This is a genomic window from Rickettsia philipii str. 364D (genome assembly GCF_000283995.1).
Classification (GTDB): Bacteria; Pseudomonadota; Alphaproteobacteria; order Rickettsiales; family Rickettsiaceae; genus Rickettsia; species Rickettsia rickettsii.
In genome coordinates this window covers 1,001,535-1,014,623 of sequence record NC_016930.1, presented here as the reverse complement: position 1 = coordinate 1,014,623, position 13,089 = coordinate 1,001,535, and the positions used below count along the sequence as shown (strand labels likewise).

Here is a 13,089-nt window from a genome sequence, read left to right as displayed (position 1 = left end):
AAGTAAGTAATATTACTGGAATATTTTTAAATATCGGCCAAGCGGATCTAGCCGCAATATTGGCTTAAGATATGTTAATAGTAGAGTATAAGCTAGTATTAATAAAATTTGTAAACTACATATCCTATTTATTTTATTTTTGATAATTAATAGAATGCTAAGAATAATATCTGTAAAGCAGCTTCCATATAATATGTAAGGTGCTATTTGTTTATCAAATCCTAGTGATATTATAATTTGCATACTAGCATCATAAACAAAAATGCTTGAAATAATTCCTGTCATTATCCAAAATAGTCCTAAGACAATTTTTATTATAGGTTTTAAAAAATAAAGCCTAGCGTGCCATATGGATTGTACGGTTAAAGTTTCGGTTGCAAAACCTTGTTGCAAGTTTCTAGGGATTATAGAAGTAAAATCGATAAAATCTTTTTTATCAGCAATATTAGGTTGAAGTAACATATTATACGCAGTAGAATTAATGGGTCCTATTTTTAGACAATCCCCTAATTTAGCTGCTATTTTAATGAATATTAAAGAAATTTTTATTAGTCTTCCATGACTCCAAGCCATCTTCTGAATCCAAGCAAGATATCCTTCATGTTCACTATGTCTGGTCCAACTATTTTTAATAATGTGTGGATTTTTCCTTCCCTTTCTATACAGTGAATAATTACTTTCGTTAAATCATCAATATGAATAGGTTGAAATTGTTGTAAACCATCACCTATTAAAGGAATAAAATACGGTAATGTTGCAAGAGCCCTAAATAGCGAGGTACCACCATAACAACCGCTTACAAGAGATGGTTGTAAAATTATCCAGTCTATATTTCTAATTTTTGTACATATTCTTCAGCTGCTTTTTTAGTTAAAGCATAAGCAGTGTTTTTTTCATCATCTATTCCAAGAGCTGAAATATGAATAATTCTTTGTACGTTAGTAAGGGTGCAAGCCTTAAATAGAGCCTTTTGATCATTGACATGAACATTGCCAATATTATTGCATGACTAGACGTTAACACACCTGATACATTAATAACTATATCTATGTTATTTAATCTATTTATCCAGCTTTGTGGTGTTAGGTCTATATTAAAATCACAGTATATCACTTCTGCAGTAGGGAATTTTTCCTGGTCGATTCAACATCTCTAACACAGCATATTACTTTATAATTATTCTTTAATCATTCAGTTGTAATATAATCAAGCCGTTAGCTCCTGTTACTAGTATTCTCATTATATATATAAACGATTCAGGTACTGACATTTTTTATATCATTAATCAGATCCTATTGCCAATAGAAGATAAAAAAGGATATGTTATGTCCACAACTATTGTTTTTTTTGTTAAAAACTTTTATAACCCAATCCTCTTCTCTCTTATCATACACTGGGGTTGCTCGTGTGTGACTTTAATGTTAAAATAATTAAAGATTATAAATGATTATATATAAAAGATTTGAATAAATATTAAGAGATGTTTATATTTTTAATATTTATTTAATTGAAATTATGAGTAATAAACTAGAAGTAATAATACAATATTATAATGATATATCAAATTTAGGCGTAAGATTATGGAAAACTACTACAGCACTTGCTAGTTTTAATTTAGGTGAGTAGAAAACAAGAATATCATTGATGCTATGCTAGATGATATAGGGGATATAAATTCATTAGATTTTAGTACCCTAGTTACTAAAGTCCAAGTGTTTTTAAAAAATAATTTAGATCAATCTGAACACTTGATTAAAGCAGCCAAAGAAATCGATGCTATGGCATATCCTCTGACGAGAGAATATTTTTCGCTATATAGCTAAAGCAATATTACTTACAAATACTTTAAATGCGCCTTCCTCGTATGAAAACGAGTTTAATATAGTAAAAAAAGCTCATTTAAATTTTGCAAATTATCTTAATTCATTAGAGCAAAGTCTTACTAGAATAGAAAAAGCTAGTGATAATTATAATGAAGATCACAAAATTGCTTCTTGGTTAACCGAAAAATCAGTTTTAGTTAGTAATCATTCAGGCAAAATAGCAATTACTTATGTTTCTCTTATAGTGGGTGTAATTGCTTTACGTTCATATGTAATTGACGAAAAGGATCCTTGGTATGAATTATGTGCTTTACCGACCACTAACCTTGCGATGCTACAAATTTTATTATCTTTCCCGGTACGGTCTTATCAAATAGACAAACTAAAGAGATGAATAATAATATGTTTCAAGCATTAGAAAATAACAATGACAATGCTGAAGATGTTAAATTTTTATTTGATCATACTCCAAGCTTTGCTAATGATGCCGTAAATACAACTGCGATTTGTTTTAGATATGCTGCTAATTTAGGGTTGCAGCCTATTGATTGATTAAATAATTATACTATTAATCGTATAATTGTATATACGGGTTTTATGATGGTATACAGTTGCAGGAGTAGTAGAAGAACAAAGTAAAGTTACAAATTTTATGCAAAATAAATTAATTAAATTTTTGCATGATAAAATTGTACCGGCTTTAATTGAGCATAAGCAATTTACAGCTGAAGAAATTAAACCATATTTTCAGTTACTATATAAACATTCCAAAACAGATAAGAATACGCAAATAAAACTTCAGGCAATATATAATAAACTTACCAATCAAGATATAGATTTTAACAATATTGAATCAGACATTAGTATCTATCATGGATGGAAGAGTACTGCTATATGTTCGGCAATAGCCACACTGATTTTGGAGTATATCTGTTTTTATTTTCGTAATCCAGCATTAGGATTTTATGAAGATCCAATGTTTTATGCATCAACTTCTGTTAAATTCATGCGTCTTGCTTCTTTATATTAGTATCAACATATTACGGCAATAAAGTTATAGAAAATATCACCAACAAAACATTAACTAATGATGTGTTTTTGCAAAAGTTTTACTATAATGATGCGGCAAGATTGACCGTAGCGATAGTACCTTTAATAATGTTTGAGTCTATTAAAGATTTAAAATTCTTAAGTCTTGCAACTTTAATAGATGTTTTAACAACTGTTATATCGGATTTCAATGTCGGCAAGGCAATTAGTAGTGTAGGCAAGAATATTGCCGAGAAAACCGCTACTACCCTTACTTGGCTTAATAAGGTTACCTCAGGCACAAACGATGATACAGTTATTGATATTGATCTTACAGAAGAAGTACCATGCTTAGAGGTTTTGTGGACACTGCTAATTGATTTGCTATTTTGCAGCAAAAAATAGCCAAAATTAAATCTTTTTAGAAATGTTCACAAAACCTCGATTAAGGTTGTAAAATTTACGTTATTTAATGTGCTCTTCCCATTTCAAATATAATTGAATCTTCAGAATTAAGTGTTGCATATATTAAAAAAGGCGAGATGACATAGGACTGCACTGCGCTATGCATAAAAGCTTGGTACATTATCAATCTCTAAAGTAAAGTTTTTGCTATATTCAAGAAGTTTTTGAGCAGCTTTTAAGTGTATCAAATAACCTGTAGTTGTATTAAAGTAACCACCATGACCTATCTTCTTTAAATACGGATTATTGTAAATATTATAAAATATTTTGTTTTTAGAATGTGACAAGGACAAATAAATTAAATCCCAGTCGGTAGGTAAATGTTTAAGCATTGTTAAAAATTTATTACGGAAATCGTCATTTAGTATAGCATCATCTTCTATTATTAGGGCATAAGGTATATTGTCTTTAACCATTTTAAGTCAAATTTCTCTATGGTTACAATAACAACCGAGTTCACCTGCCGTTAAAGTATGATTTAATATTTTGCTATCGGAATAATAATTTATATTTTCCGAAGGACAAAGTACAGTATAACCGTTATTAAGGGATATAAAGAGTAGGGTTATTTTTTACATCTAATCCGGTAAATCTTTTTCCCCCTGAATCTGTTATAGATAAATTATAACCGTCTACTGCACTAAACCTTTCATAGAATAAATTATTATTGTCGAATTGTTTACTAATATTGTTATATCTATCAGTGCTGCGTAGGTTTACTATAAAAATTTTAATATCTTTTTCTTCAAGTGGAGCAAGAACCTATTTGATAAGTTTTTAATAAAAAGTAATGATAAACAAATAATTATAATTGATATTATAAAAATAGTTTTTAATTTGTATTTAATAAAGGTAATTTTTTTCTTAATTATTAAATACAAATTAAAAACTTTTCTTTTACTGCGATGTAATTATTTTCTGAAGCCGGTATATATATCTTATAATATTTTTCATCATCTTTATCAACAGAAATAATATAAAATAATATAATTATATAAATCTTCTTCTGAATAATCTTTAGCAAATATTACTGAATTAGGGTTTACATCCCGCTTACTACTTTTTTATACAGCGACAATTTATGAAAAAATCGATTTTTCTTGCTATGCAGCCGTCGTTCTCAGGATCTTCTATACCGTTAGAGACTAAGAAACAAGCAAAATACGTTTTGTTCGGATTGTATTGTGAGCGTTTATTCAAGTACTGATGTCATTAGTACAATACATATAATATAAAGGTATTCTTATATAATTTGGATGATCTATATAATCAAAACCTATAGATATATCATAATTTTCTAGCTTTGGTCTAACCGATTCACCGGTAAAAAATATCTTTATACTATCTTTATTACTAATAGTTCTTTGACCAAAAACACTATCAATAATAAGGTCATAATTGTTATGATCTATAACAATTGTTCGTCTGTTTTCTTCAATGATTTCTTTTATCATCGGTAGCTCGTCTATTGTAAAGCCCGGCCACATATTAATAAAACGCACCCTTATAGCATGTTTGTTTTCTTTTTTAGGAGCTTTAATCTTATATGCTTACACATAGTAACAATATGGCTATACACATTATGGAAAGTTTTTTTAACATTTAAATTACCTATTACGAGAAAAATTTATTTATAATTTTTCTGCTATTTTTGGTGGATTTTCTGCTTCCACTTCAATAATCTCAGATTTAGAGGAAACGATTTGATAACGCTCTAAGGTAGCCGGCATGGCTTTATTCCCTGAATCAATACCGAGTTTTTGAATATTCTTTACTCTTGACATAAAATTACGATTAAACGAGGCAGCAAATTTATCGTAATTAGTAACCATGTTATGCAGGTTATTACCGATCTTTTGAGAATAATCTGCCATAGTACCGATGGAGCTTAATAGCTTTCTCACTTCTTCAATGATTACCTTATAATTTTCTGAGCGGCGATGATCGGTAATTTGAAATTTTGCAAATGATAGCATATTCATAAGTCCGCTAGGTCCTACCGGAAAGATATTACAGCCCCAAGCTTTTTGTAAAAATTCAGGGTCGGCTGCAATAACTTTCTCAACCGCTTGTTCAGTCGGCAAAAACATTAAAGTAATAACATTGTTAAAGCTCTGATCCTTTTTGTTTAGATTAGTTAAAATATTTGCGGCATATTCTTTATTCGCCAAAGATTTTAAATGGTAATTCATAGTTTTATTAAGACTCATGTTATTATCTTGCTCGTCTACAAGAAACTTTGAAGCTTTAGAATCAATAACCATTAAATTACCGGAAGGAAGAAAAATGAGCGCATCAGGTCTTAGCTTTCCGCTATCTAATGTAGTTAGACCGTATTGCATAATGAAATCTAAATTAGGACGTAAGCCCGAAGATTTTAAGATATTCTCAAGGGTAATCTCAGCAAGTAGCCCCGCCCCGATCGGAGAAAGTAGAGACTGTTTTATCAAATCAACCGTACCTTTTGATTGCTCTATATCTTTATTTAATGCTCCCACCATCGTAATTAACCGTTCAAACTCACTATTAAATTTTCCTGAAGCAGTAGCGATATTTTTCTCGGCTAGCTCTCTTGCAGCCGTGTTTTCCATTTTATGTATCGCTATTAATTGTTTAGACAAATCTTGACCTAAATCAAATAACGCAGCTTTAGCCGATGAAAATGACTCTTCTCGTATTTTTTCTGAATCCTTAATAGTCTGTGCTTGATATTCTATTTTACACTGCAATTGCTCAATTTTCTGTAAATATCCTATCTTTTCTTGATTTAATAATTGGTTGTTATTGCTAATTTCTAGATTCTGCTCTGATAAAAATTGTAGCTGTGTCCTTAAGGTTTGAGTTTTTACATAAAACCAAATTATTAGTGCTAATAAAATAAGTAGCGTAGTTATAATAGTGGGTAATAAATAAGGCATAGAATGAAGCAAAGTTTAATGTTAAATAATACTAAAGTACCGCATAATTTGCACTAATTATTTTGGCATTGCCTAGAAAAGGTTGATATAGTCATTGTGAGTTACTGCAGGTGTTGTTGCATGGCTCGTTTTATGTCATGCCTGCGCAGGTCTTGTTGTGTGGACCGAAAAACCCGTTCGGTGTTATGCCGTGGCTTGACCACGATATCCAAAAACACAACTTAAAATACTAAAATTTTAATGTTTTAAACTGGATCCCGTGATCAAGTCGCGGGATGACAATTAGGAAACTGGTCCACGCAACAAAGCATGCCCGCTTTCGTGGGAATGACATCGGAAGGCTAAACTATAAAATAACTTTTTCTAGGCAATGCTCAATTTCAATACTACAAGTAAGACTATTTCGATATTAACCTATAATATTTTTATAAACTTATAGAGATATTATAATGGATAGGTTATATAAAAAGCACGTTGAAGAATATCTAACAAATTATGGTAAGCTTGTATTTATAAGCGGAGCAAGGTACGTAGGAAAAACTATATCAAAACAAGTGATTAAGCCTAATCCTAATTCAATTTACCTAAATTGGGATTATCTAGAAGATAGAAATAAAATCTTAAACAAACACACCGAACTTTTTAAAAATCTACTTTCTACTATATCCGATAAGAAACCGTGCTTAATATTAGATGAAATTCATAAATATAAAGATTGGAAAAATCTTGTAAAAGGATTTTATGATAAATTCGGAGAAAATATTGAATTTATTATAACAGGTAGTGCCAAATTAAATATATATAAAAAAGGCGGTGATAGCCTAATGGGACGTTATATAAGTTTAACCGTGCATCCGTTATCGGTATCTGAAATAGCTAAAAATTTTGATAATGACATTGATTATATAAAAAGCCCCAAAAATATCACTATAGATGAATTTGAAGCTTTAATAAATTTTGGAGGATTTGCAGAAAGTTATTTAAAAGCAACTGCTAAGTTTCATAGAATATGGAGTAATCAAAGATTCGAGCAATTATTTAGAGAAGATGTAAGAAATACTGAAGACATCAACAATATTTGTGCGTTAGAATGACTTGCTAGCATTATAAATGAGCAAGCCGGCTCATTAATAAGCTATACAAACCTTGCTAACAAAGTTAGAGTTTCAGACCAAACAATAAGAAGATGGCTCTCTTTGCTAGAAAAGCATTATTATTGTTTTGCTATCAAACCTTGGTCTAAAAATGTTGTAAAAAGTTTGATAAAAGAGCCCCAAATTTACCTTTGGGATTGATCGCAAATAAAAGATATAGGAACGAGATTTGAAAATCTTGTAGCTTCTCACCTTTTAAAAGCCGTATATTTTTGGAACGAAACAGGGCTTGGTGATTTTGGTTTATACTATCTGCGTGATAAACAAAAACGTGCAGTCGATTTAGTAATAACAAAAGATAACCAACCGTGGATTTTAGTGGAAGCAAAAGTAAGTGACTCAACCGTTTCTTCAAGCTTAAAATATTTTCATGCATTACTTAACCCTGAGTTTAGTTTTCAAGTAATTCAAAATAAACAAGCTATTTCAGACTCTTGCTTTGATACACCGGGTTTATGGATAGTACCGGCTATTACTTTCTTATCTCAACTTGTTTGATATGAATTTTTGCAAAAAAGGTAATCTAGGCAAATGTAAATCATATGACTATTTCGTTGCTTATATCGAAATAGTCATTACCAATTCGACATTTAATGATAAGCTGTATCCTCGCACATACCACTAAATGTAGCTGAATTGACTATATGCACTTTATCTTCTAGCGGTCCGAGTGGCTGAGCCGGTTTTAACAATTCCGGTGTTAATATAAATTTAGTTTTTTTCTCGATATTCGATAAAAAAGGTAAATGTAAGCTATGAGGGCTGTATATTATTGCATATTTATCCCATTCTGGATATTGCCTATTTAGATTTCCTATAGGATCAGCGGGACCGTAAACCTCTATACTACCGAATTTATATTTTTTTAAAGGATATAATTCATTATCATAAAATACACTCTTCGGATACTTATTTCGAACCGCTAAATTAGTATATATAAATTTGTTTTGTTCTTTATGAAAAATGAAAATATCTAAACAAGCTTTTTTGCATATATTATAAACTCTCTTATAGGAAACAGTATAACCAAGTTGTTCAAATTGTGGTAATATTTGTTGCAAACGTATTTCGTCTTCATGCATAATGCCGATATCTAAATCATCGTCAAAAGGAATTATGCCTTGATGTCTAACGGCTCCAAGCAGAGTGCCGCCGTCTATCCAATAATTAATATTATTCTTACCAAGTAGCTCATGAGTGTCTTTCATTAACTGATAAAGGGCAATAGCTTTTTTCTCGCTAATCCTGTATTTTTTTACTTGTTCATCACTTAAGGTTACATATCGCCAATTATGTTCTAGTAGATAAGCATAACACAATATACCGACGAAAATAGTAAGGATTGAGCGTAAAATATTTTTAAAGGATAATATTGACTTTAATTTTATCACCTTGAATCTTAAATTACATTAATCTATATAAAACAACCGGTTATGACTTTTTTATCTCAATTTGTTTAAAAGTTTATTCTATCCTCTAAAGGACTAAAAGGCTGAGCCGGTTTTAACAATTCCGGCGTTAATATAAATTTAGTTTTTTTCTCGATATTCGATAAAAAAGGTAAATGTAAGCTATGAGGGCTGTATATTATTGCATATTTATCCCATTCTAGATATTGTCTATTCAAATTCTCTTTATATTCAGATGGCCCATATACTTCTATACTACCAAATTTATATTTTTTTAAAGGATATAGCTCATAATCATAAAAAAAATCATTTGGATATTTATTACGCATACTTTGATTAAAATGAACAAATTTATCATTTTCTTTATGAAATACGAAAATATCTAAGCATCTTTCTCCGCAAATTACATAAATTTTATTATGTTTAACACGATATCCTAATTGTTCAAATTGTGGTAATATTTGTTGCAAACGTATTTCGTCTTCATGCATAATGCCGATATCTAAATCATCGTCAAAAGGAATTATGCCTTGATGTCTAACGGCTCCAAGCAGAGTGCCGCCGTCTATCCAATAATTAATATTATTCTTACCAAGTAGCTCATGAGTGTCTTTCATTAACTGATAAAGGGCAATAGCTTTTTTCTCGCTAATCCTGTATTTTTTTACTTGTTCATCACTTAAGGTTACATATCGCCAATTATGTTCTAGTAGATAAGCATAACACAATATACCGACGAAAATAGTAAGGATTGAGCGTAAAATATTTTTAAAGGATAATATTGACTTTAATTTTATCACCTTGAATCTTAAATTACATTAATCTATATAAAACAACCGGTTATGACTTTTTTATCTCAATTTGTTTAAAAGTTTATTCTATCCTTTAAAGGACTAAAAGGCTGAGCCGGTTTTAACAATTCCGGCGTTAATATAAATCATTAATCTATATAAAACAACCGGTTATGACTTTTTTATCTCAATTTGTTTAAAAGTTTATTCTATCCTTTAAAGGACTAAAAGGCTGAGCCGGTTTTAACAATTCCGGCGTTAATATAAATCATTAATCTATATAAAACAACCGGTTATGACTTTTTTATCTCAATTTGTTTAAAAGTTTATTCTATCCTCTAAAGGACTAAAAGGCTGAGCCGGTTTTAACAATTCCGGCGTTAATATAAATTTAGTTTTTTTCTCGATATTCGATAAAAAAGGTAAATGTAAGCTATGAGGGCTGTATATTATTGCATATTTATCCCATTCTGGATATTGCCTATTTAGATTTCCTATAGGATCAGCGGGACCGTAAACCTCTATACTACCGAATTTATATTTTTTTAAAGGATATAATTCATTATCATAAAATACACTCTTCGGATACTTATTTCGAACCGCTAAATTAGTATATATAAATTTGTTTTGTTCTTTATGAAAAATGAAAATATCTAAACAAGCTTTTTTGCATATATTATAAGCTCTCTTATAGGAAACAGTATAACCAAGTTGTTCAAATTGTGGTAATATTTGTTGCAAACGTATTTCGTCTTCATGCATAATGCCGATATCTAAATCATCGTCAAAAGGAATTATGCCTTGATGTCTAACGGCTCCAAGCAGAGTGCCGCCGTCTATCCAATAATTAATATTATTCTTACCAAGTAGCTCATGAGTGTCTTTCATTAACTGATAAAGGGCAATAGCTTTTTTCTCGCTAATCCTGTATTTTTTTACTTGTTCATCACTTAAGGTTACATATCGCCAGTCATGTTCTAATATATAAACATAAAAAAATATCCCGGCAAATATAATTAATATTAAACCTATAATATTTTTAAAGGATAATATTGACTTTAATTTTATCATCTTTCATCTCAAATTGTATTTCTTCTGCCGATGTGACGTTTTTTAAATCTTCTGCTAATTCTGCAGATAATACTATGCCGCTAACTTCAAGCAATTTTATTGGAGCTTTTATAGATAGATTCTTCTCAGCTTTGAATTTTCTGACGATATCTAGTATTTCAAGCAGCCCTTCTGCTCCTTTTGCATTGATTTCATAATTTAAGTCACTGTAATTAACCCAGCTACCTTTAACATGAATAGAATTTTCACTATATAATATTTGGTATAATTCTTCGGTAATATGCGGCATGAAAGGTGCAAATAGTTTCAGTAACGTTTGCATAACATGATATAAAGTTAATATGCTACTATATTGTCCTTGTGGATTTTGGTGTTCCTCATCATAGCTTCTTGTTTTGCTTATTTCTAAATAATTATCACAAAATACCACCCAAAAGAATTTTTCCGTCAGATGCATAGCATTTGCATATTCGTAGTTTTGTAACTCATTTGTAGCTAGCTTAACTAATTCCACTAGCTTATTAACCATCCATTTATCAAACTCGTTAGTGATTTTTTCTTTAATATCGAGTAAACTCGCTTTTTTATCTTCACCTTTCAGTTTATCAAAATGTATAAAAACAAATTTAGCGGCACTCCATAGCTTGTTAACAAGCCTTTTGCCGTTTTTCATAACGTCTTCAGAATAGGCGGTATCAGCACCTAGCTTTGAATTTGCCGACCAATAACGTATCACGTCGGAACCATATTGTTCTAACAGTTTTTCAGGAACTAAAACATTGCCCTTAGATTTTGACATTTTACTTCGATCTTCAGCTAAACACCAACCGCTTATCATGATGTTTTTCCACGGCAAAGTATTTTGGTGTAAATGAGCTTTTAAAATAGTATAGAACGCCCAAGTTCTGATAATTTCATGTGCTTGAGGTCTTAAATCCATCGGAAATAATTTATCGTGCCTATCTTTATTAACAGCGAAATCGTCAGAAATTCCATGAGTAGAAAGTTGAGGCGAAACGGAACTTGTTGCCCAAGTATCCATTACGTCATAATCAGGTTCCACTTCTTCTTTACTATAACCCATAGGTAAATCTTTTAACGGATCGATAGGTAGTTGCGTAACATCGGCATATAAGATTTTTCCTTCCTCACCTACTCTTTTAGAGTACCAAACAGGGAAAGGTACACCAAAATAACGCTGCCTACTTATACACCAATCCCAACTAATGGCATTAATCCAATTCTCTAAACGAATCTTCATATTTTTAGGATGCCAATTTAACTCATTCGCTCTTTTAAGCAATGCTTCTTTATGTGATATAGTTTTAACGAACCATTGCGGTACAGTTAGTATCTCAAGAGGAGCACCTGACCTCTCGGCACATTTAACGGTATGAGTGATGTCTTCTTGTTTAATAAGCAACTCTTGTTCTTTTAAAATATCTATTATTTTTGTTCGAGCTTCTTTAATTTTCAACCCATCTATAGAAGTTTCATGTTGGCAGTCTATTGTACCTTTTTTAGTGATAATAGTTTTTAAAGGTAGATTATGTGTCTTCCACCAAGTAATATCTGTTTGATCACCAAACGTACAGCACATTACCAGTCCCGTACCTTTATCTTGTCGTACTAAAGGGTCAGCAAGCAGTGGAACTTGCTCATTAAAAAGTGGGGTTATAGCTGATTTACCGGCTAGATGCTTATAACGTCCATCGTCAGGGTGATAAAATACGGCTACGCAAGCCGGTAATAACTCAGGTCTGGTAGTGGCTATAGTAAGCGGGTCTCCTTGCTCGGTTTTAAACGTAATATAATTCATTAAAGAGGTTTGTTCCTTATCCTCAATATCGGCTTGGGCAAGAGCTGTACCATCTACTGGATCCCATAAAATCGGTTGATTAGTACGATAAATTTCTTCTTTTTGTACTAAATCAAGAAAAGACATTTGTGATATTTTTCGTGATAACGGACTAATAGTTTGGTACTCTAAACTCCAATCAACCGATAAAGCTATTTGGTTAAATAGACTTCTAAACTTTTCTTCTTCACTTTCTACTACCTCTTCGCAAATTTTTATAAATTCAGATCGCTCCATATTATAAGCTTTGATCTGTTTCTGCTTTTCAACAAGTCTCTCGGTCGGTAACCCGTTATCGTCAAAACCCATAGGATAAAAGATATTTTTACCCATCATACGCTGAAAACGTACAATAAAGTCGGTTTGCGTATAGCTATAAACATGACCGATATGTAACTGCCCTGAAACTGTTGGAGGCGGAGTATCGATTACATAGGTTTCTTCTTTTGCAACGTTTGGATTATAAGCATAAATTTGTTTCTCTTGCCAAATTTGCTGCCACTTTTTTTCATTTTCGGTAAAATTATAATTTTTTGGAAATTCTTTCATAGATTTTGTAGTTGATTCAAGA

The 13,089-nt window shown here is 31.0% G+C and carries 14 protein-coding genes and 1 pseudogene; 6 read left to right on the top strand and 9 right to left on the bottom strand.

Going from position 1 to position 13,089, the window contains the following annotated elements:
* Window positions 1-12: 12 nt before the first annotated feature.
* Complete coding sequence (locus RSA_RS09085) at window positions 13-573, bottom strand: DoxX-like family protein (protein WP_014364952.1); 561 nt, start codon at window positions 571-573, stop codon at window positions 13-15.
* Between the two features lie 1,076 nt (window positions 574-1,649).
* Between RSA_RS09085 and RSA_RS09710 the strand changes: the two genes are divergently transcribed.
* The 4 genes from RSA_RS09710 (at window position 1,650) to RSA_RS05320 (ending at window position 3,257) form a co-directional block, all read left to right on the top strand.
* The gene (locus RSA_RS09710; protein ID WP_228368839.1) at window positions 1,650-1,823 is read left to right on the top strand and encodes a hypothetical protein; all 174 of its coding nucleotides are present in this window, start codon (window positions 1,650-1,652) and stop codon (window positions 1,821-1,823) included.
* A 390-nt stretch (window positions 1,824-2,213) separates the two neighbouring features.
* Window positions 2,214-2,375, top strand: a complete 162-nt coding sequence (locus RSA_RS09080; RefSeq protein ID WP_196792882.1) for a hypothetical protein — start codon at window positions 2,214-2,216, stop codon at window positions 2,373-2,375.
* A 100-nt stretch (window positions 2,376-2,475) separates the two neighbouring features.
* Window positions 2,476-2,853 carry a hypothetical protein gene (locus tag RSA_RS05325; protein ID WP_041472359.1) on the top strand — a complete coding sequence of 126 codons (378 nt, stop codon included), beginning with the start codon at window positions 2,476-2,478 and terminating at the stop codon, window positions 2,851-2,853.
* Between the two features lie 62 nt (window positions 2,854-2,915).
* Window positions 2,916-3,257: a hypothetical protein gene (locus RSA_RS05320; protein ID WP_231284217.1), complete on the top strand. Its 342-nt coding sequence runs from the start codon at window positions 2,916-2,918 to the stop codon at window positions 3,255-3,257.
* Between the two features lie 158 nt (window positions 3,258-3,415).
* Here the strand turns inward: RSA_RS05320 and RSA_RS05315 are convergent, their stop codons facing one another.
* From RSA_RS05315 to RSA_RS05305, 4 genes are all read right to left on the bottom strand, one after another.
* Entirely contained in the window at window positions 3,416-3,733 is a 318-nt protein-coding gene (locus RSA_RS05315) for a glycosyltransferase family 25 protein (protein ID WP_004997682.1), read from the bottom strand.
* Between the two features lie 455 nt (window positions 3,734-4,188).
* Complete coding sequence (locus RSA_RS09705) at window positions 4,189-4,341, bottom strand: hypothetical protein (RefSeq protein ID WP_231284216.1); 153 nt, start codon at window positions 4,339-4,341, stop codon at window positions 4,189-4,191.
* Between the two features lie 172 nt (window positions 4,342-4,513).
* Window positions 4,514-4,804 carry a hypothetical protein gene (locus RSA_RS05310; RefSeq protein WP_014364951.1) on the bottom strand — a complete coding sequence of 97 codons (291 nt, stop codon included), beginning with the start codon at window positions 4,802-4,804 and terminating at the stop codon, window positions 4,514-4,516.
* Window positions 4,805-4,948: 144 nt separating this feature from the next.
* Window positions 4,949-6,235: a DNA recombination protein RmuC gene (locus tag RSA_RS05305; RefSeq protein ID WP_012151197.1), complete on the bottom strand. Its 1,287-nt coding sequence runs from the start codon at window positions 6,233-6,235 to the stop codon at window positions 4,949-4,951.
* 449 nt (window positions 6,236-6,684) lie between these two features.
* Here RSA_RS05305 and RSA_RS09700 point away from each other — a divergent pair, with 449 nt between their 5' ends.
* On the top strand, window positions 6,685-7,329 hold the full coding sequence (locus tag RSA_RS09700; protein WP_231284215.1) for an ATP-binding protein: 645 nt from the start codon (window positions 6,685-6,687) through the stop codon (window positions 7,327-7,329).
* 9 nt (window positions 7,330-7,338) lie between these two features.
* Window positions 7,339-7,887, top strand: a pseudogene (locus RSA_RS10495) (DUF4143 domain-containing protein).
* Between the two features lie 92 nt (window positions 7,888-7,979).
* Here the strand turns inward: RSA_RS10495 and RSA_RS05290 are convergent.
* The 4 genes from RSA_RS05290 to RSA_RS05275 form a co-directional block, all read right to left on the bottom strand.
* A complete protein-coding gene (locus RSA_RS05290; protein ID WP_014364950.1) occupies window positions 7,980-8,780 on the bottom strand; it encodes a LicD family protein in 801 nt (266 codons plus the stop codon).
* A 65-nt stretch (window positions 8,781-8,845) separates the two neighbouring features.
* Window positions 8,846-9,598 carry a LicD family protein gene (locus RSA_RS05285; protein WP_014364949.1) on the bottom strand — a complete coding sequence of 251 codons (753 nt, stop codon included), beginning with the start codon at window positions 9,596-9,598 and terminating at the stop codon, window positions 8,846-8,848.
* A gap of 309 nt (window positions 9,599-9,907) precedes the next feature.
* The gene (locus RSA_RS05280) at window positions 9,908-10,660 is read right to left on the bottom strand and encodes a LicD family protein (protein WP_014364948.1); all 753 of its coding nucleotides are present in this window, start codon (window positions 10,658-10,660) and stop codon (window positions 9,908-9,910) included.
* Window positions 10,629-13,067, bottom strand: coding sequence for a valine--tRNA ligase (locus RSA_RS05275; RefSeq protein WP_014364947.1), 2,439 nt, complete (start codon window positions 13,065-13,067; stop codon window positions 10,629-10,631). The genes RSA_RS05280 and RSA_RS05275 overlap by 32 nt, the downstream gene beginning before the upstream one ends.
* Window positions 13,068-13,089: the final 22 nt, after the last annotated feature.